Origin of the sequence: Bdellovibrio bacteriovorus HD100 (assembly GCF_000196175.1) — a bacterium.
Classification (GTDB): Bacteria; Bdellovibrionota; Bdellovibrionia; order Bdellovibrionales; family Bdellovibrionaceae; genus Bdellovibrio; species Bdellovibrio bacteriovorus.
Genome location: NC_005363.1, coordinates 2,472,618 through 2,492,052 on the forward strand (window position 1 = coordinate 2,472,618; position 19,435 = coordinate 2,492,052).

Genomic DNA, 19,435 nt, shown 5'->3' on the forward strand with positions numbered 1-19,435 from the left:
ATATGAGAACGTTTCTAAAAAAATCCATCCTTGTACTTGCTATCCCTGTGCTAACCTCTTGCGGGCTTGTTAATGCCGAGCTGTTCCTGCCAAAGACTCTGGATCTGGGCAGTTCAGAACCTCCAGTCCCGCTCCTGCCACCACCGCCACCACCAGCCGTCTTAAAACAGGACGCCTGGGGATATGGCGGGACGATCTTCGATGTTGCGATCAGCGGCAGTCACATTCTTGCGGGAACGTCCCGCGGAATCAGCATCTATGATGTCTCCAGTCCCTACAGCCCCTCGGAAGTAAATCTGCTGAAAAGCTATAAGGTCAACAAAGTCAGTCAGGTCGGAACTCAGCTTTTTGTCTCTTATAACAACGGTATTCTGGAGCTCTATGATATCACCACAGCTTCGTCTCCAACTCTGCAGTCTTCTCTGACTTTGACCAACCCGTATCGCGCAGCCACTCAAGGCACCATCGCTTATATTCCCGATGGCGCCAGCGGCCTTCGCGTTGTGGATTTTTCTGATCCTGACAATATGCAGTTGGTGACCACCGTCGACACCAACGGCACCGCCGTGTCGGCACAGATCGATGGCGGGTTCTTGTATCTGGCGGACAAAGGACAGGGGATTAAAATCTTCAACCTCGCGACTCCGACAGCCCCGACTTTACTGGGAAGCTTTGTCACTGGTGGCGATGCCATGGACATCAAAGTCAAAGGCAACTATGCTTACGTCGCTGTTCAGTGGAACAGCCTGGACATCATCGATATCTCCAACAAAGCCGCCCCTGCCCTGTCCTTGAGTTATATGGATTACTTCAACTACAACAGCGGCTATCAGCAGCTTGAAATCCGCGGCGATACTCTTATGGCCATGGATTACTACAATGGTCTGATTTCCTTTGATATCTTCAATCCCATCAACCCTGTGGTCACGGGTGGAGCCAGCACGTTCGCGACACTTTGGTGGGGACTTCCCTATGGTTTTATCTCCAACAGCACTCACCTTTTTGTGGCTTCTGAAACTTACGGACTGGGGGCCATTGATATTTCAAGTCCCGAGGCTCCGCACATTCCCTATACCTATCGAGTTTTGGAATCATGGACCAACTCTGTGGATGCCGGCGGCACTCGCGCCTTTATCTGCGAAAACAACTGGGGCCGCCTGACGGTTGTGGATATCAGCGACCCAAGCAAACCGCTTTACCTTGGCGAGACACCACAAGGCGTGTCCGCCTGCACCCGCGAAATCATCTATGACAACAACTATGTCTATGCCACCGTCGGCAACAGCGGCATGAAAGTCATCAGCGTCAGCAACCCAGCCAGCCCCGCTGTCGTTGCCACAATCGACAGCGGCAGCAATGCACGCAGACTGATGAAGTCCGGCAACTTTGTCTATGTCGTCTACAGCTCCTTCCTTTATATCTACAACGTCACAACGCCGACGGCGCCCACCTTGGCCGGCAGTTACGCCTACAGTGCCGAAGATGTCTTTGTTGAAGGCAACTATGCCTATCTGGCTGGGCCCGACACTCTTCGTATCGTGAACATTTCAAACCCCGCCAGCCCGACCCTGACAGGGACTTACAATTATCCCACAGGCACCCGCACAACTTACAGCGTAGTTAAAAACGGAAACTATGTTTTTGTGGGGGGAAATGAAAACATGGGTGTCATTGATGTTTCAAATCCTGCGACACCGACACTGGCTTACAAAAACTCCGGCTCTTACGTCCCGGAAAACATGGTGATTCTTAACAACAAACTTTACACCTGCAATTACAACTTAGGTGCAAAGGTCTACGACATCACCACTCCCACCCTTCCAACCTTGCTAGAGGCCTATCATCTGGGGGGCTGCCTGGGAATTCAGGCCCGCGATGGCAACATCCTGATTGCTGACGAAACCATGGGGCTAAAAATTCTTAACGATGCTTCGAAGCCCTACATGAAGATCAACAAACCCAACACCATCATGAGTTTGTCGGCTTTGGAAACCTCTGCCACCAGAACCTATTTGTCCGACAGCTCTATGGGGCTTATTGTCCTGGACAACAGCACACCGGAGCAACCGACCTATTTGGCGCGCATTGAATTGAATGCGATTTCGGCACCACCGACTGAGGACGGTACCACACTCTACGTTTCGGACCAGTTTCTGGTGAAAGCCTTTGATATGACCGACCCGGAAAATCCCGTGGCTCTGTCCCAGGCGGCCCGCATCGGCACGGGCTATCTGAACGACATTGTCAAAATTGGCAATATTCTCTATGTCCGTGAATCCAACAGCGGCTTGAACCTGTATGATGCGACAAATCCGGCCAGCTTAACCGCTCTGACCTCGCACCCCGTGGCCAATATTCGCCACATCACGCACTCCGGAAGCCTGCTCCTGGCTGCCAGCCAGGCTGACGGACTGCGCGTGATCAGCCTCAGTACACCTACCAACCCGACGGTGATTGGAACCTATAACTCTCCAGGCACAGCAGTTCATTCTGTTGTCGACGGAAACATGGTCTATGTGGCGGACTCGGGCTCAGGCTTGCAAATCGTCAGCATCGCCGACCCCAACAATCCAGTCGCTGTCGGCAACTACAACACTCCGGGCACAGCCCAGATGGTGGCAAAGAAAGGCAACTATGTCTTTGTTTCCGATGCGGGTCATGTCGAAGTCGTTGATGTCACCAACCCCGCGGCTCCGACCCTGAAGCGCACGATCAACAAAAGTGAATTCGGCGGCTGGAACGCCAAGGGCGTACGTGTTCAGGGAGACCGACTCTACATCCAACTTTACAACGGATATGAAGTGTTCGACATCTCTGACATGGACAACATACATCAGTAGTATGAAAATTTACCGCGAGGGAGATGGTAATTCTTTTGCTGCGAACAAAAGAATTTTATTTCCCTCGAGAACCTGACTTTTCCTTCCGATACAGACCCGGACCTCTCATGACCGTACCCGAGGGACAAATGCACGCGTTAAGAAATCAAAATGGCTTCAGCTTAATTCAGGCTCTGCTTTCTTTGGCACTTCTGGGAATAGCCGTCAGCGGCTTCATGACCTTGATCGCAAACAACTACAAACACGAAACGAACCTGAATACACTGCTGGAGGCCCGTGAGCTTTCCGGGGAACTTGTCGAGCTGACCAAATCTGCCAACTGCGGCATCGTGGATCTGGAAACGCCGATTCCCATCACCTCCGACACCTGGACTGACAATAAGGATATCCCTCTGGGCAAAGGAATCTCGGGTCGATTTCTGGAACTAAAAAACGGAGACTCTTACGGCCGCTTCAAAATCGAAAACATCAGCATAGCCCCCTACTATGACCGCAAGAACCGCAACCAGCAATACATTGCAATCGAAGGGGCCAACGCGACTGATTTTGGCAACAGCCGGATTATCAAAGGCTCCCTGCGACTGGACACCACCGCACAAAACAATCCGAAATCGGCCATCCGCGCGGCCACTTACCTTTATCTGGACAACGACCGTAAAAACATTATCGGCTGCTCTGCCGGTCTTGAGAATACCGACCTGGCCGCCATCTGCTCAAGCTTTGGTGGAGTCTGGACTGAAACTGAAGCCCGATGCCAACTGCCGTGCCCTCCGGGCCTGGATGAACAAAACGGCCTGTGCGTCGCCAAAAGCGTTGATTCCGACGGAGAAGATGTCTTCTGTCACGTCAATGAAAAATGCAATGTCGCTAACAAGTACATTTTAGGTATTTAAGAAGGAGAACCCCATGAAAGTCTCGCACGTTCTGTTCTTCATACTTGCTCCGGCCGCCCTGCAAGCCGAAACCCTGACCGATGGAAGGCCCAAGGATTGCTCGTACTCTGCCTCCGTCAATGGGGTGGCGCGCACACTCAGTGTGGCCTGCAATGACTTTGACCTGAACTACAAGAAAAACTATGGTGGCGCGTGCGTGTATAAAGACGGTAGCTGGCAGTACGGAAATCTGATGTACGATGCCAAAGCTAGCAAACACAAATTCGTTGCCCGCCGGGTTTGCGATATCGGTGTGGTCGTGGTTCCTCCGGCGGACACTCTGAATATCAAGTCCCCTCGTATCGGTGACTATCTTGAAGGTAAAACCCAGATCGTCAGCCTGACGAAAAAAGTCTATACCTCCCACCTTGCCTCTTCACCGTTAAAGGCCAGCGAGTCCCCGATTCTTTGTTATCGCAAAGAAAGCCGCGGCGTCGCGATGAACGGTGTGGCCTGCAGCCGCGAACCGAACGATCCGAACTACTGCGAATTCGCCGCAACCCCGAGCAAGTCCTATAAAGGCAACTGGTGGATGCAGTATCGTGGTAAAAACAAAACCAGTCCGGTCATTTGCCTGGGCGGAGTCAAATCCACCGACGCCAATGAAGCCGCTGAAACTTATTCGGAAAATCAGTTGCTGGTAAAGGTTTCGAACAAAAACAAAACCGATCTGCTGAAGGACCTGTCCCTGCCAGCCGTGGGTGAAGACAATCTGCTGGATTTCAAAATCGCCTCGTGCTCCATCACAGACAAAAAAACCGTGCGCGTGACCTGCTTGAACCAGGAGGATGCCGGCTTTGATGTCTGGGAAGACAATTCGGAACTGGTAAAATCTCAGCTGACTTCAATACTCGGGAACAACAAAGGCCTGCACACGAAAGAAACGAAAGCCAGCCTTCTTGAAAGAGATCTGCGCAATCCCGCGAAACTAAAAAGCCTGACAGCCGAGCGTATTGCCGCCATGGAGGCCGAGCTCAGCCAGGTCAAAGATGCCATTGTCGATCTGAAACTAGAAATTGCCGAAGAGGTTGATCAAAAAATAGCAACCCTGCGCCAGGCAAACGGCGAAAAAGTTCCGGTACGCCAGACCCCTGCAATTTTGGCAGGTCATTGTCATATTGACTGGAGTCCGGCCATGGGCCTTGTAAACGGGAAAGTGCAGAACTTCGCTGACAACGACCGACTCAAAGGCGCGTATGTCTATTACAAGAAATCAAACTCAAAGACCTTGGACAAGATTTACTGCGACTCTGTCGAAGTAGTTCAAAAAACCGAAATCCAGGCGGCCAAATAATTGGTACCAAATGATCCCGGCACTGCAAATTTGCTGTGTCGGGATTTTACTGATTCAATCCCAGTCTTTGTTCGACGAGCTTCAGACGATTTTGCAGCATTTCATTCTCTCTCTGAAGCTCTGCGACTTTATCCTGCAGTTCCCTGATCTGAACCAGGTTCATCTCACATTTCATATTGACCGCTTTCGCAGCCTCAATTAGTGGCGGGACCAGCTTGCTATAAGCAACGGCTTTAAATCCCTTGTCGTCCGTGCGAACCGCCTCCGGAAACACTTTCTCAACTTCCTGAGCGATGACGCCTATATCGTGGCGCTGTTCAAAGTTCCAATCAGGATACTCCTCACTGCGCCAGTCAAAGTAAACACCGTTCAAACGCAGGATCTTTTCCAGCGCCCCCTCTATCACGGTAATGTTTTTCTTAAGTCTTTGATCCGAAGTGTTCACATACGCCGCAGTCCCGGCAACAGTCCCGTTGACATGCATCTTATAGGAAGGACTTGTCTGGCCCACACCGACATTTCCTGAGCTTGCGACGACCATTTGCTCTGCTCCGGCCACAAGCACCCGGAATCTGTTGTTATAGTTATCCAGCACCACATCTGATGTCGCCCCCGCACTTCCTGCAGCTTGAAGATAAATCTCTCCGCCCTCCGCTGTCGCCGCTTGCGGATAAACTTCCAGACGATTCTGAATACCACCGACCAGCAACATGTTTTTCAGAGGATCAGTGCCACCAATTGTAAGACCTTTGGTATTTTTGAACATCACACCGTCAGGCCCAACAGCTACATGCGAAGCTGAAGTATGTGTGGCCTGCCAATCACTTCCGTTCCAATAGGACCCTGACGAAATAATCAGGTTGGCCCCGTAAGCTGAATATCCAAGGGATGCAAAAGAATTGGCATCATAGCCATCCCCGATTCGCAGATGTCCCCCAGCTCCGAATGCTCTTTTGATTTCCAAATCCGCTGCGGGAGTCGTCGTGCCAATCCCCACATTCCCGTTCAATACAGTCCGCCCCGTTCCACTGGGAGTTAACGTGATATTCTGATTCGTTCCACCGGCAGCAAAGGTCAGTGCACCAGAACCAGTAATAGATCCCGTGGTTGAACCAGTTCCACCCCGGGCAATCGGCAAAGTTCCCGTCGTCAATTTGGACGTGTCCAAAGCCGGAATATCCGCCGCAGCAAGCGCCGCGCCGGCGGTCACCCGTCCTTTGGTATCAACGGTGACTTTGGGATACGTCCCAGCGGTGACTCCTGTCGCAGTCAGAGTTGGATTCGGATAAGTGCCAGTCAGATCTCCGCCTGCGGCTCCACCAGGGCTCACTCCGGAAATCGTGACGTTGGAAGCCGCCGTCAATCGGCCTTGAGCATCCACCGTATATGTCGGCACCTGCGTTGCGGAACCATACGAGCCCGCCGTCACTGCGGTGTTCGCCAACGAAATGGTCCCTGTCGTGGTAATCGGTCCGCCAGTTAAGCCCGTGCCTGTCGCCACGCTGGTGACGGAAGTCGGATTCGACCCTGCAGTCACTCGACCTTTAGTATCCACAGTAACAGACTTATAAGTCCCTGCAGCAACTCCCGAGTCCGCCAGTGTCAGTGCCGTAGTTCCTGCCACTGAAGTCGCGTCTCCGGAAAACGCCGGCATTCTTGCCGCCGCAAAGGTGCCGGTCGTAATTTTTGAAGTATCCAGTGCTGGAATATCCGCCGCAACAAGTGCCGCGCCGGCCGTCACCCGTCCTTTGGCGTCCACGGTGACTTTGGGATACGTCCCAGCGGTGACTCCTGTCGCAGTCAGAGTTGGATTCGGATAAGTGCCAGTCAGATCTCCGCCTGCGGCTCCACCAGGGCTCACTCCGGAAATCGTGACGTTGGAAGCCGCCGTCAATCGGCCTTGAGCATCCACCGTATATGTCGGCACCTGCGTTGCGGAACCATACGAGCCCGCCGTCACTGCGGTGTTCGCCAACGAGATGGTCCCCGTGGTGGAAATCGGTCCACCCGTTAAACCCGTGCCTGTGGCCACGCTGGTGACTGTGCCCCCGGCGCCTGCCGCTGAGGCAATCAGATCCCACACGCTTCCCGTGTCACGATAGATTCGTTTGGTATCACTGGCCACGTACAAACGACCGGCAGTTCCAACCGCGGGTTTGCTTGCATCCAAACCTGTTTGCAAACTGGGCGTTCCTGCGACATTGGTCACGGCATTGGTGATACCATAGCCCGCCAATGTGGTGGGCAGATCCGAAGTGATCTTCGTCCAACTCAGTGCCGGAATATCCGCAGCAGTGAGTGAACTCTGCCCTGCGGTCACGCGCCCTTGGGCATCTGTTGTCACTTTAAAATAGGATCCACTGGTTCCGACACTGGCCAAAGACAAAGTTGGTGTGGTGCTGCCATTGCTGACCACAATCTGCCCCGCAGTGCCCGACACAGTTGTTACACCCACGTTGATTGTCTGACATTGAAAATTAGCGGACACGGAATTCCAATAAGCCGCCTGATTCGCACCACAACTGGCAGAGCTGACCGCCGCATTAAATGCGGACTGAGTCAGATACGTACTCAGTGTCGCTGACAGCCCATTAACATCACTGGTATTGATCCCGGCCGGAGCCCACTGAGCACCATTGTACTTGAAGTAATTTCCAGAGGCCGGCACCGAGTTCGCAACGGCAACTCCCTGCAAAGCCACCACAGAGGGCGCCGGATAGGTTCCTGAAAGATCTCCCCCGGCCGCTCCTTTCGGAGTGCGCGCATCCGTGAGCCTTGCATCGTCACCGGCCGCAACGGTCCCACTGACCGTCCCCACCTTCAGCGTCAGAAGTGGCGTTGAAGTTCCGTTGGCCACCGTCAAATAAGAGTTGGCGGAGGACACCTGGGTCACAGTACCGCCACTGGCACCACTGACACCTTCACAAACAAGATCACTTCCATTCCAGGACAGGAAAGAACCCGAACCACACACCGGCAAAACATTTTTCAATAAAAAATCAGAAGCTGAATAGGCCCCCAGTTTCGCTGCGGAAGACGCATAGGCGGCATAGGGAACTGTGCGAATCACTGAATCAGGCGTGATTGTTTTCCATCCGGTCCCGTCGTGAAATTTCACCCGCAAACGACGCCCGTCATTGAAGGCTGGCGAATAGAGGCTGCCTCCATCACAAACAAAAGGAGTCGCATTATTAAAGGTATCGAGCAAATTAAATCCTGCATCCGCCGGATATTGTCGGGCTCCCGAACCGATCGCCACATCGAAAACTCCTCCGGAGTTCACCATGTTGATGCCATTAACTTGCTCACGGTAAATCACACAAAGTCCGTCAGGATTTGTGATTTCAAAACTAAAACTGACATTTTCATATTCAAGAGGATAACCGTTATTCTTAAGCACCCGCCCCTGATAGGTCAGAAACTGCGGCGCCGCTGACAAGGTCAACGGTCCAAAAAAGAGACACGCAATCAAGTACGTTCCGAAGTGTCGCATCATAGTGCTAATTCTTTCGGCAGCCTCATCACATGCCAAAAGGGTCAAAACATGAAATCAATGTCACATTCAATTGTCTGAAGCTCCATCCGCTGGTTAATTGCTGCTCGGGCGAAAAAGCGATCCTTACTCAAATACACGCACTTCCCTTACTTAGGAACCTAGCTACTCATTGCTATTTTTTACGGGTTGATCCCTGGGCGAAAAAAATATTCGGAAGCACCATGATGCTCATCATGAAAGAAAGAATACAGCTTTGACCAACTCAAAAAACAAGAGCGAAATCCCCCCTATGAAAGAGGTGTTCTATGAAAAGAAATCTAAAACTTATTGCGACTGTTATCCTGCTTAATGGCGCCCTGGCGGCCAATGCCGCCACTCACGAAATCAAAATGCTCAACAACGGCAAAGAAGGCATCATGGTCTTCGAACCGGCTTACCTGAAGGCCGCCAAAGGCGACACCATCAAGTTCGTCCCCACCGACCCTGCCCATGACGTGTCTTCTGTGGTGATCCCAAAAAGCGCCAAAGCCTTCAGCGCCCCATCAAACAAACCCCTGACAATCAAAGTCAGCGAAGAGGGTGTCTATGTCTACGAATGCAAAGCCCACCTGCCCATGGCCATGGTCGGCGTCATCCAAGTAGGCAACCCAACCAACCTCAAAGAGGCGCAAGACAAAGCCAAAGAACTGGCCAAAACCTTCGCCATGAACAAAGACCGCCTGGACAAATATTTAACGCAAGTAAAGTAATCAACTGTCCGCCCCACGGACATTTGACACAAAGCTAAGTAAAAAATCACCAGGCACCTTTTTGGGGGCGTCGACAAAGTACAAGGTCTGACGCCCTTCTTTTAAAATAGAAAGCCCCTACCTGTCCCATCGGCAAGTTCCGCAGCAGCTCATCCCAACGGGATGGCGTCCGCGAGGACTGTTCGCAGCCGAGGGGGCAGGTAGGGGCTTTCTATTTAAAAGAAGGAGCTAAGGGCTTCGTAAGAATGTCTTCCAGCCACCGTCTTCTGTGCGCTGGTAAATGTGGCGTTCGTGCAGGCGTCCGCCCAGGCCGAACCAGAACTCGATTTCAGTGGGGATGACTCTCCACCCGCCCCAGTGTGGCGGACGTGGCACAACTTGGCCGTCGAATTGTTTTTCGTATTCTTGAACCCGGCGGGACAACCAGTCCAGTGCGGGGATCGTTTCGCTTTGATGACTTGCCCAGGCTCCGATTTGGCTTAAGCGCGCCCGTGTCGCGAAGTAAGCGTCACTTTCTGCGGCGGATATTTTTTCAGCCTTACCAGTAATGCGGATTTGCTGCCAGATCGCGGGCCAGTGGAAATTCAGACAGACAATGGGATTAGTCTCGATGTCTTTGCCTTTATGAGAATTGTAGTTCCCATAAAAAACAAAGCCCCCCTGCGATACCTCTTTTAAATAGACGATGCGCACGGAGGGCACACCCTTTTCATCCACGGTCGCCACCGACATCGCGTTGGCTTCCGGGATCTGCTTTGCGACCGCCTCTTTCATCAGGCGGTCAAAATGCTCAAAAGGGTCTTTGTTAATGTCGAACATTAATTACTTTTTCTTTTTAGTGTCTTGTTTAACGATGTCGATCAACTCAACTTCGAACACAAGCACAGAGTTTGGCGGAATGCCAGGACGACCGGATGGACCGTAAGCCAGCTCAGGTGGGATGAAAAGCTTGGCTTTGCCGCCAACTTTCATCAACTGAAGAGCTTCTGTCCAACCTGGGATCACGCCACCAACTGGGAATTCAGCCGGTTGACCACGATCGTAGGAAGAGTCGAACTGTTCACCGTTAGTCAAAGTCCCTTTGTAGTGAACTTTTACTACGTCTTCTTTTTTAGGAGAAGCGCCAGTGCCTTCTTTTTCAACGATGTACTGCAAACCGGAAGCAGTTGTCTTCACGCCCGCTGCAGATTTGTTTTTCTCCAGGAAGTCTTTACCAGCTTTAGCATTGCCTTCAGCTTGTTCCTGTTGTTTTTTCATCGCCATTTCTTGAAGTTTCATCATAGCAGCTTGCATGTCTTCTTTAGACATTTCGTTTTTACCCGCTGCTGCGTCTTTCAAAGCCATCGCCAATGCATCTGCATCGAAGTCGATGTTTTGTTGTTTCAAGTTACCACCGATTTGTTGACCGATAGCATAGCTCGCTTTTTTCATATCAGTGTCGAGCTTAACTTTCTTTTGGCAAGCTGTTGTGAAGGCCATCGCCGCAACAACCAGACCACCCAGAACCAATTTATTCATGCTGTCTCCTCTTAAGGGGTTTTGTTTTAAATACTAAAGGCTTTATCTTGCGCTCGTTTCTATTATTTTCAAATAGATAACGCGCAGTGAAATGAGGCTAAGTTCACGTCAGACTGTGGACGAACTTTTCAGCCTCAAAGCGGGTTCCCTTGAACAGCACCGTGACATGGCGACGTTCCAATGAACCCAGATACATCGGGTCGTAGTAATATTGCAGAAGCTTTTCTATCCACACCTTATTACCGGAAAGCTCCGCGTGATTTAGGTAAGCCAGCTCGGCCTTTTCCAAATCCGCCATCACTTCCTGTGCTCTCAATCCCCCCAGCTTACGCTGAATCGCCAGCAAAGACTGACGATACCGAGCAAACAACTGCAGCGCCTGCGCGCGCAGGATGTCGTTTTCTTCCGCACAACGGGGTGCGGCCTCAAGGCTTTTGCCTATGGAGGAGTTCAGAATGTAGTCGTCAAAAACATTGTCCACACGCACGGGCAAAGGCTCATCAATCCAGATCACTGGCGAAGACCTCAGGCGAATAAAGAACGTGGCCGGTTGAGAGATTCGCCCGATCAGGCGACTTTCATCCTCCACCAGAGGTTTTATTTTTCCATGAATTTTGTCCTCAAGAAGCAGAATTTCACGGGCAAGATTGTTCTCGTAGTCCACTTGCGTGGGCTGCGGAACCTCCCAATTTCCAAAGGCCGAGCCCCGATGACGGGCCAAAGCCTCAAGATCAATCACCGGACAACCTTTCAAGCCGCGCAGAAAATGAGTCTTCCCGCTGCCCGTCGGACCCGAAACAGAAATCAGCTCCTGGCGCACCGAGAACTCTTCAATTTGTTTGATCAGATAGTTGCGGGCGGCTTTGAAACCACCAACCAGCAACGGGCGCTCAACACCGGCCTCTTTCAGCCAAGCCTGGGAAATGCGCGAACGCTGTCCGCCTCGGAAACAGTAAAACACCGCCTCGGGATGGGCTTGGACAAAGCTTTTCCAGGCCGCCACCCGCTGCTCTTTCACCAGGCCAGACACCAACTCATGCCCCAGCTTCACCGCGGCTTCATTGCCCTGGTTTTTGTAAACCGTCCCGACCTGGGCGCGTTCGTCATCATTCATGACCGGCAGGTTCACCGCACCAGGAATGGAGCCTTGCGAAAACTCCACAGGGGCACGCACATCCATCAATGGAATGTTCTGTTGAAACAGGTTTTTTAACTGATCGGGTTTGATATTCTTAAGGCTCAAAGATCACCGCTTTATCCTGGCGAGGCAAAACCTCTCCAATGATTTCAGCAGATTTGAATTTTGCGCGCAAGGCCTGAACCATATCCGCACTAACCTCACGGGAAACAGACAACAAAAGTCCACCGCTGGTCTGCGGATCATGCAGCAAATGCTGCTGCAATGACTCAAGACCCGCCACAGAAATGGCTTCTTTCGTGTATTCGGCATTCGAACGATGCGCCTTGGTCAGAAAACCTTTTTCCAGGAAGGCCAACGCCTTGGCAAAGCGCGGGATTTTACTGAAAGAAATACGCAGACTGACCTGGCTGGCATTGGCCAGTTGCATGCCATGACCGGACAAACCAAAGCCCGTGATATCTGTGGCTGCATGGACTTCGTTTTTCAAAACCGGAGTCATATAGTCCACGGCATTGTTCACAGTGGCCATGCTTTGCAGGGCTTCCATGATATCGGCTTCCTGCACTTCCTGACGCTTCAAGCCCGCCGTCAATGTGCCCGTACCCAGGGGCTTGGTCAGAATCAGATGATCCCCGACTTTGGCGCCGGCATTGGTCCAAACTTGTTGCGGATTTACAAAACCCGTCACCGAAAGGCCGAACTTCAACGTGTCATCATCAATGGAATGCCCGCCCACGAAATTGGCGTCCGCTTCCGCGATTTTGTCGCTGGCCCCTTGCATGACATCGACAATCACTTCCTTGGGCAAAGTGGCCAAAGGAAACGCCAAAATACCCATGGCGGTTTTTGGTTTTCCGCCCATGGCATAGACGTCGCTCAGCGCATTGGCTGCGGCAATTTCGCCAAACAGTTTTGGGGTGTCGACAATGGGAGTGAAAAAATCAAGGGTTTGCACGAGGGCGATTTCGTCGTTGATCTTGTAAATCGCCGCATCGTCAAAAAGACCGCCATCCACCATCAAGGCCGGATGCGCCGCCGGAAATTTCACCTGTTTCAGAATTTCGCGCAGCTCAGAGGCGGCCACCTTCGCAGCACAGCCCCCTTTTTGCACAGTCTGAGTCAGGGAAATTTTTGTGGAAGTCATGAGTTGTGAGTTTCTTTTTTCTCTTCAGTCTGTGGCTGCTGCTCATTCACCGGTCTTTGCGGATTCTGAGTGATCTGCTGTTTAGCTTCCTTTTCGTCCGCTGCAGGATCTTCATTCAAACCCTTCTTGAAGCCACGGATGGATTCACCCAAAGAACGTCCCAAATTGGGAAGTTTGCTTGGTCCAAAAAGAAGCAAAGCGATACCACCGATAAGCAGGATTTCTGTCCAACCCAAATTCATAAGGTCTCCTCGTTAGAACACCGAAACCCTAGCATAAGGCCTATTGCGCGGCAACAAAAGGAGGTGCATTATATTGAGAAAGGGGAAATACGATGCTGAGTTTCATCATGTTGCTGGCCCTGGCTGGTAATGCACAGGCCCAGAACCCACCTAAAGCCAAGAAAATGAACACGTCCATCTATGAACAGGAAGCGGAAGAGGAAAAATCAGAGAGTTTTTCCGCCAAAGTCCGTGTTGTCCGAGAGATTTCAGAAGAGGTCGAGGTCTTCTTTGAAGGCGAGAAAGCCAAGGGGGCCTACACCCTGCCCCGTTCCCTGCCGCAATATGGCGCACTGCTAAAGATCCTGGAAAAATCCCGCAAACCCGGGGGCCCTCCGGTACAGATCACTGCCGATGGCGATAAACGCATCAAATCCGTCGAGGCCTCGGCTGCCCCGAAATCCACGGTCATCGTGCCTGAGGACCCTAACAAGAAATGGGACTTCGGTAAAATTCCAGATTGATCCTGAGCCCGGGAAGTGAGATTTTCACTTCCTCAATGAAAAACGCACGGGCACAGTGGTTCAATCAATCTTGGCTATACCTTAAGCGCATTCTGATCGTGAATGTCGCTTTCCTGATTATCGGCTCCATCTGGCGCTGGGCTTTTATGACGACCTTCGGGGATTCCCGGGAGCTGTCCCAACTGGGGGCCGCCGTTTTTAAAGCCTTTGTGCTGGGCTTCCGCTTTGACAGCACGGTCCTGTTTTACATCAACGCCATCCCATTGCTGATTTTGCTGTTCTTAAGCTTCTTCACTTTCTGGCAGGGGTTTGAACCCGCCCTGACCCGCATCTATTCCCGCTTCACTGCTTTTCTGGTTCCTTACTACACGGTGATGCTGTTTATCGTGATGTTTATCACCGCGGTGGACTTTGGCTTTTACAGCTTCTATCAGGACCGCATCAACGTTCTGATTTTCGGATATTTTGAAGACGACACTGTGGCCATCACCAAAACCATCTGGCGCAACTATCCGGCCGTGTGGATCTTCCTGGGGCTGGGGCTTTTCACCTATCTTTTGTGGAAAGGTCTTAAGATCAACTTCACCCAGGGACGAGAGTGGCTTCCTTGGCGCGTGCAAAAAATCTCTTATCCGGTGTTTGTACTGTTCTTCTTCGTGCTGTTTGTTCTGAATGGCGTCGGCGCCCGTGGTTCTTTGGCGCTGTTTCCACTCAGCGAAATGGACACCGGGATTTCCAAAAGTATCTTCGTGAATCATTTAAGCTTTAATGGCGTGCGCGCATTCGGTCGTGCCATCGAACTGAAAGCCCAGCAGATTTCCCAATGGGACAGCAATCTGCGCCACTATGGTTATGGTGGCAATTACCGTCAGGCCTTTGCAGATTTCTATCAGATCCCGCTTGAACAGGTTCCAGCCGACCCGCTGGATCTGATGAAACGTCAGACTCCGAAAAACGAATGGGCTGCAAAAAACCGCCCGCATGTGCTTTTGCTGGTGATGGAATCCATGGGGGCCTACTGGTTTAACTACGACCACCCGGAGTTCAACCTGCTGGGTGACTTCAAAAAACATCTGACCGAGGACACCTATCTAACAAACTTCCTGTCCAGCACCAATGCCACAATTGGCAGTTTAAGCTGTCTGATGATCGGCTCGCCACAAAGACCGATCGGCGAGTTTTTGACAGAAAGTGATTACCTGCAGGTGCCGTTCCGCTCCAGCACCGCCAGAGTTTTCAAAAGTGCCGGCTACAAGGCCCGCTTCCTTTACGGCGGAAATCCCGGCTGGCGCGAAGTGAACAAGTTTGCAATCAAGCAGGGCTTTGACACCGTCGAGGGTGAAAGCGAAATGACCGAGGCCCTGGGCGGCCTGAAAGAACGCCACGACTGGGGTGTTTACGACGAGGAGCTTTTTGACTACGTCTATAAAACCCTGAACGAAAGCACCGAACCACAGTTCCTGCTGACGATGACCACGACGAATCATCCGCCCTATCAGCTGCCCGAATCTTATCAGTTGCCGGACCTGAAAACCCCGGACGAACTGAAGTCGCGTCTGATTGGTGATGCGGCTCTGGCTGAAAAACGCTTTAGAACCTATCGCTATTCTTCAGACCAACTGGCAAAGTTCATGACAAGGCTTAAAAACTCGCCTTTGAAAGACAAAGTCATCGTCGCCATCACGGGGGATCACACCTTCTGGATTGTGAACTTCACTGAACAAGAGCTTTTGCAGAAAGGCTCTGTGCCGTTCTATCTGTATTTGCCTGAGCCTATCCGTAAAAAACTGGATCCCGAGTCCTTCGGTTCGCAGGCGGACATTGCCCCGACTCTTTACAACCTGGCCCTGTCCGAAGTTCCATACTCCGCTTTGGGACGTGATCTTTTTGATAAAAACGGTGACTTTGCGGTGAACGCTTTCAACTTGATTGCCGACCGCACCGGCGGGGTTTTGACAGCCAGCAAGCCAGAAAATGACATCCCTTTGAACTGGGAAGGCCACTATGACCGTCTGGTCCGTGGTGAAAACACGGACCACAAAAAACAACTCGCCATAAAATACAAATCCTTGATGAGTGTCCTGGATTACTATTTCATGAAAGAAAAGCAAGATCAGAAAGGACTCGCGGATCATGCGGATTCTAGTCGTTGAAGATCAGATAAAAATGGCGAACTTTTTAAAAAAAGGCCTGAATGAGGTCGGCTATGCCGTGGACCTCGCCGAAAGTGGATCAGCCGCTGAATCTTACATGGCCCAGGGCGATTATGACCTGGTGATACTGGATGTGATGCTGCCCGATCAAAGCGGCATCGACACCGCCCGCCACATTCGCCGCGACGGCTATGAAGGCCCGATTCTGATGCTGACGGCCCTTTCCACCACCAAAGACAAAGTTCATGGACTGGATGCCGGCGCTGACGACTATCTGACCAAACCCTACTCTTTTGATGAGTTGCACGCCCGTGTGCGTGCGCTGCTTCGCCGTAAAGCCCCGTCCCAAGGCGGTGCGACCAGCAATATCCTGAAGTATGCGGACCTGGAACTGGATCTGATCCAGCGCAAAGCGCGCAGAAATTCCCAGGAGATCTCTTTGACCTCCAAAGAGTTCGCCCTGCTTGAATACTTTATGCGAAATCCGGAGCGTCCTTTGGGGCGGGTCTCGATCGCTGAACATGTCTGGGACATTCACTTTGATTCGGAAAGCAACGTGATTGACGTCTATATCAATCTGTTGCGCAAAAAGATCGATGTCCCGTTCCCGAAACGTCTGATTCATACGGTGGTGGGGACAGGATATGTTCTTAAAGAAAATCTATAATTTCTTTCAAAGCTTCAGCATTCGTCTGCGCCTGTCGCTGATCTTCGTGCTGATCTTCGGCGCGACCACGGTCTTTTTTAACATGTTCCTGTTCCAAATGATGATCGACACCCTTCAACAGGATTTCGACGACGCACTTTTCAACTATTGCGTGGACGTTTCGGACGGGATTGAAATCGGCATCAAGGGCGATCTCAGTTTTCCGCCTCTAAGACTGGATCACGGTAAAATCCTGCCCTTCCCGCTGGGAACAGCCCTGATTCAGGTGCGCCACAGCTCCGGCGCCGTGCTGGCGCGCGTGGGGAATTTCGGTGAATTCAATCCGCCTTACAAAAAGGATTTCGAACGCATCTGGAAGGGTGAAGAAGCCACCTACCGTACCATCGAACACATTCGCAACATTCCCTCTGCCGAGGCCGATTCCTACCGTCTGATCTCCTTCCCCCTGGATAACGCCGCCAAGCCCCAGTTGATGCTGCAGATTGCGGTGCCCATGACTTTGATGGAAACGCAGATTCAAAAGCGCCTGACGCTGTTGCAACTGGGTATTCCGTTTGTGTTGTTCATCGCCACCCTGGGAGGAATGTTCTTGTCGGCTCGTGCGCTGAATCCGGTGAATAACATCATCAAAATTGCCAAGGAAATCAAAGTCACCGAACTTTCCAAGCGCGTCCCCGTTCCCAATGCCAACGATGAAATCAAACAGCTGTCACTGACGCTGAATGAAATGCTGGATCGTATCCAGCAGGCCTTCCAGTCGCAGGAGCGCTTCGTTGCGGACGCCTCACACCAGTTGCTGACGCCGCTGACGATCATGCGGGGTGAAATGGAGCTGCTGCAAAAAACTGAAAAGCGCGATGTGGATCAGTTCATTAAAAGTGCGCTGCAGGAAGTGGACAATCTGTCCAGCATCGTGCAGGAGATGCTGCTGTTGGCCCGTGTGGACGCCGGGATTGGCGCATTAAATCTGGAAGATCTGGATTTTGATGAGCTGGTGTTTGAAGCCCTGGCTCGCTGTGAAAAACTGGCCAAGTCCAAGGATATCAAATTGAAAGTCACGATTAACAATGAAACCGGCGAAGAGCACAAACGCATTCGCGGTGACAACGATCTGCTGACGAATCTGATTGTGAACATCGTGGAAAATGCCATCAAGTATTCTCCGAATCAGGAAGTGGTTTCAGTCACCGTAAATCACGGCAATGAAAACACCGAGCTGCTGGTGGAAGACAACGGCCCCGGCATCCCGGAAGAACAGTTACCGTTCATCTTTGAACGCTTCTCACGCGGGTCCAACATGGAGACGCGTGTTAAAGGCTTTGGTCTAGGTTTGGCGATCGCACAAAAAATCGCCATCCTTCACAATGCCAAGCTAAGTGCCCAGAATCACTCAGGGACCGGCGCGAAGTTCGGATTTGAAATTAAAAACATTTAATCTGCTTTTAATCAGAGATTTAACCCCGTTTGTTAGCCTTTTCTAGTTCGCAATTGAAGCTAACAAAGAACCATTAGGAGGTTACTATGAAATTCGCTTCTATCTTGATGACTATCGCTTTCGCAGGTGTTGTTGCTCACGCTAACGAAACTGCTCCAGCTGCTACTACAACAACTGCTCCAGCGGCTCCTGCTGCTGAAGTTAAAGCTGAGAAAAAAGCTGCTAAGAAAAAGCACGCTAAAGAAGCTGCTCCTGCAGCGGCTGCAGCTCCAGCGGCTCCTGCTACTACAGCTCCTGCTGGTCACTAGTCTTTTGCGAAAGCAAAGATGTGATAAAGGGAACCTCCGGGTTCCCTTTTTTTTTATAAACTGCCCCCTTTCTCTGTGGTCTGAATCCCTGTCCCAACCAGGCCAAACAATTGCTCTTACTTAAGGGCATGAATCTAAAATGCCCTTATTGCCACCTTCAAAGAGATCCCAAAGACGCCAACCGGACAATCCGCAGGCTCGGCCGATACTATCGCAAATCCGACGGCCAAACGCTTACCAGACTCTGGTGCGTTCGATGCGGAAAGAGCTTTTCAGCAGCCACCCAAAGCCGCTTAAAAGGCCAAAAAAAACGCCATCTCAATAAGCTGATCCGCGACCTACTGACCGGCGAAATGAGCCAGCGTGAAATTGCAAGGGTTCTGAAAATCAACCGCAAAACCGTCGTTCGCAAATTTCGCTTTGCCGCCGCCCAGGCAAAAGAGCAACTCAAGAAGCACAATCAAAAATTCGCCCCCAGTGTGGAGGTTGAGTTTGATGATTTGGAGACCTTTGAGCACACCAAGTGCAAACCCCTCTCGGTGACACTGATGGTGGAATACTCCACACGAAGAATTCTGGGTTTTGAAGTGGCGCAGATGCCAGCAAAAGGCAGAATTGCCGCTTACTCGAGGAAGAAGTACGGTCCGCGCAAGGATTTTCGCCCTCAGGCAAGAGCGAAGTTGTTTACAGAAGTGCGCCAGTTTATTCATCCCAATGCCATTATCAGGTCGGACTCAAATCCGGCTTATCCAGGTGATGTGCAGAAGTACTTTCCGAAAGCAATTCATACTACAGTGCTGGGAGGAAGAGGGGCTGTGGTCGGTCAGGGAGAGTTAAAGAAGCTTCGCTGGGATCCGATTTTTTCATTGAATCACACGTTTGCGATGATGCGGGCGAATATCAATCGATTGATTCGCAAGACATGGTGTACGACGAAAAAGCCCGACCAGCTGGCCGGGCATATTGCAATTTATGCTTTAGAGCATAACAGGAGGATAGCCGCCACACAGTGA

The 19,435-nt window shown here is 51.4% G+C and carries 16 protein-coding genes; 10 read left to right on the forward strand and 6 right to left on the reverse strand.

The window, feature by feature from the left end:
- Positions 1-2 precede the first annotated feature (2 nt).
- From BD_RS11700 to BD_RS11710, 3 genes are all read left to right on the forward strand, one after another.
- Positions 3-2,840, forward strand: a complete 2,838-nt coding sequence (locus tag BD_RS11700; protein ID WP_011164961.1) for an LVIVD repeat-containing protein — start codon at positions 3-5, stop codon at positions 2,838-2,840.
- Between the two features lie 128 nt (positions 2,841-2,968).
- A complete protein-coding gene (locus BD_RS11705) occupies positions 2,969-3,733 on the forward strand; it encodes a type IV pilus modification PilV family protein (protein WP_041583580.1) in 765 nt (254 codons plus the stop codon).
- Between the two features lie 13 nt (positions 3,734-3,746).
- On the forward strand, positions 3,747-5,066 hold the full coding sequence (locus tag BD_RS11710; protein ID WP_011164963.1) for a hypothetical protein: 1,320 nt from the start codon (positions 3,747-3,749) through the stop codon (positions 5,064-5,066).
- Between the two features lie 46 nt (positions 5,067-5,112).
- Here BD_RS11710 and BD_RS11715 read toward each other — a convergent pair whose 3' ends face one another.
- Positions 5,113-8,559, reverse strand: a complete 3,447-nt coding sequence (locus BD_RS11715) for a tail fiber domain-containing protein (protein ID WP_436628884.1) — start codon at positions 8,557-8,559, stop codon at positions 5,113-5,115.
- Positions 8,560-8,867: 308 nt separating this feature from the next.
- On the opposite strand from BD_RS11715, the gene BD_RS11720 reads away from it, so the two are divergent.
- Entirely contained in the window at positions 8,868-9,311 is a 444-nt protein-coding gene (locus tag BD_RS11720) for a pseudoazurin (protein WP_041583582.1), read from the forward strand.
- A gap of 228 nt (positions 9,312-9,539) precedes the next feature.
- Here the strand turns inward: BD_RS11720 and pdxH are convergent, their stop codons facing one another.
- From pdxH to BD_RS11745, 5 genes are all read right to left on the reverse strand, one after another.
- Positions 9,540-10,130: a pyridoxamine 5'-phosphate oxidase gene (gene pdxH / locus BD_RS11725; protein WP_011164967.1), complete on the reverse strand. Its 591-nt coding sequence runs from the start codon at positions 10,128-10,130 to the stop codon at positions 9,540-9,542.
- A 3-nt stretch (positions 10,131-10,133) separates the two neighbouring features.
- Positions 10,134-10,829, reverse strand: a complete 696-nt coding sequence (locus BD_RS11730; RefSeq protein ID WP_011164968.1) for an FKBP-type peptidyl-prolyl cis-trans isomerase — start codon at positions 10,827-10,829, stop codon at positions 10,134-10,136.
- A 103-nt stretch (positions 10,830-10,932) separates the two neighbouring features.
- Positions 10,933-12,072, reverse strand: a complete 1,140-nt coding sequence (gene mnmH, locus BD_RS11735; protein ID WP_041583583.1) for a tRNA 2-selenouridine(34) synthase MnmH — start codon at positions 12,070-12,072, stop codon at positions 10,933-10,935.
- Positions 12,062-13,114: a selenide, water dikinase SelD gene (gene selD / locus BD_RS11740; RefSeq protein WP_011164970.1), complete on the reverse strand. Its 1,053-nt coding sequence runs from the start codon at positions 13,112-13,114 to the stop codon at positions 12,062-12,064. Before selD ends, mnmH begins: the two co-directional genes overlap by 11 nt.
- Positions 13,111-13,356 (reverse strand): Sec-independent protein translocase subunit TatA/TatB, encoded by a 246-nt coding sequence (locus tag BD_RS11745; protein ID WP_011164971.1) that lies wholly within the window; start codon positions 13,354-13,356, stop codon positions 13,111-13,113. Before BD_RS11745 ends, selD begins: the two co-directional genes overlap by 4 nt.
- Before the next feature lie 92 nt (positions 13,357-13,448).
- Between BD_RS11745 and BD_RS11750 the strand changes: the two genes are divergently transcribed.
- The 6 genes from BD_RS11750 (at position 13,449) to BD_RS11775 (ending at position 19,435) form a co-directional block, all read left to right on the forward strand.
- Positions 13,449-13,859 (forward strand): hypothetical protein, encoded by a 411-nt coding sequence (locus tag BD_RS11750; protein ID WP_011164972.1) that lies wholly within the window; start codon positions 13,449-13,451, stop codon positions 13,857-13,859.
- Positions 13,860-13,894: 35 nt separating this feature from the next.
- Entirely contained in the window at positions 13,895-16,012 is a 2,118-nt protein-coding gene (locus BD_RS11755) for an LTA synthase family protein (protein WP_050792943.1), read from the forward strand.
- On the forward strand, positions 15,993-16,679 hold the full coding sequence (locus BD_RS11760; RefSeq protein WP_038449804.1) for a response regulator transcription factor: 687 nt from the start codon (positions 15,993-15,995) through the stop codon (positions 16,677-16,679). Before BD_RS11755 ends, BD_RS11760 begins: the two co-directional genes overlap by 20 nt.
- Positions 16,657-18,114: a sensor histidine kinase gene (locus tag BD_RS11765; protein WP_011164975.1), complete on the forward strand. Its 1,458-nt coding sequence runs from the start codon at positions 16,657-16,659 to the stop codon at positions 18,112-18,114. Before BD_RS11760 ends, BD_RS11765 begins: the two co-directional genes overlap by 23 nt.
- 86 nt (positions 18,115-18,200) lie before the next feature.
- Complete coding sequence (locus BD_RS11770) at positions 18,201-18,422, forward strand: hypothetical protein (protein ID WP_011164976.1); 222 nt, start codon at positions 18,201-18,203, stop codon at positions 18,420-18,422.
- A 128-nt stretch (positions 18,423-18,550) separates the two neighbouring features.
- Positions 18,551-19,435 (forward strand): transposase, encoded by an 885-nt coding sequence (locus BD_RS11775; RefSeq protein ID WP_041583584.1) that lies wholly within the window; start codon positions 18,551-18,553, stop codon positions 19,433-19,435.

What these genes read in the sequence shown, in the direction of transcription:
- BD_RS11700 (WP_011164961.1), top strand. Translation starts at nt 3, where the DNA reads ATGAGAACGTTTCTAAAAAAATCCATCCTTGTACTTGCTATCCCTGTG.
- BD_RS11705 (WP_041583580.1), top strand. Translation starts at nt 2,969, where the DNA reads ATGCACGCGTTAAGAAATCAAAATGGCTTCAGCTTAATTCAGGCTCTG.
- BD_RS11710 (WP_011164963.1), top strand. Translation starts at nt 3,747, where the DNA reads ATGAAAGTCTCGCACGTTCTGTTCTTCATACTTGCTCCGGCCGCCCTG.
- BD_RS11715 (WP_436628884.1), bottom strand. Translation starts at nt 8,559, where the DNA reads ATGCGACACTTCGGAACGTACTTGATTGCGTGTCTCTTTTTTGGACCG.
- BD_RS11720 (WP_041583582.1), top strand. Translation starts at nt 8,868, where the DNA reads ATGAAAAGAAATCTAAAACTTATTGCGACTGTTATCCTGCTTAATGGC.
- pdxH (WP_011164967.1), bottom strand. Translation starts at nt 10,130, where the DNA reads ATGTTCGACATTAACAAAGACCCTTTTGAGCATTTTGACCGCCTGATG.
- BD_RS11730 (WP_011164968.1), bottom strand. Translation starts at nt 10,829, where the DNA reads ATGAATAAATTGGTTCTGGGTGGTCTGGTTGTTGCGGCGATGGCCTTC.
- selD (WP_011164970.1), bottom strand. Translation starts at nt 13,114, where the DNA reads ATGACTTCCACAAAAATTTCCCTGACTCAGACTGTGCAAAAAGGGGGC.
- BD_RS11745 (WP_011164971.1), bottom strand. Translation starts at nt 13,356, where the DNA reads ATGAATTTGGGTTGGACAGAAATCCTGCTTATCGGTGGTATCGCTTTG.
- BD_RS11750 (WP_011164972.1), top strand. Translation starts at nt 13,449, where the DNA reads ATGCTGAGTTTCATCATGTTGCTGGCCCTGGCTGGTAATGCACAGGCC.
- BD_RS11755 (WP_050792943.1), top strand. Translation starts at nt 13,895, where the DNA reads ATGAAAAACGCACGGGCACAGTGGTTCAATCAATCTTGGCTATACCTT.
- BD_RS11760 (WP_038449804.1), top strand. Translation starts at nt 15,993, where the DNA reads ATGCGGATTCTAGTCGTTGAAGATCAGATAAAAATGGCGAACTTTTTA.
- BD_RS11765 (WP_011164975.1), top strand. Translation starts at nt 16,657, where the DNA reads ATGTTCTTAAAGAAAATCTATAATTTCTTTCAAAGCTTCAGCATTCGT.
- BD_RS11770 (WP_011164976.1), top strand. Translation starts at nt 18,201, where the DNA reads ATGAAATTCGCTTCTATCTTGATGACTATCGCTTTCGCAGGTGTTGTT.
- BD_RS11775 (WP_041583584.1), top strand. Translation starts at nt 18,551, where the DNA reads ATGAATCTAAAATGCCCTTATTGCCACCTTCAAAGAGATCCCAAAGAC.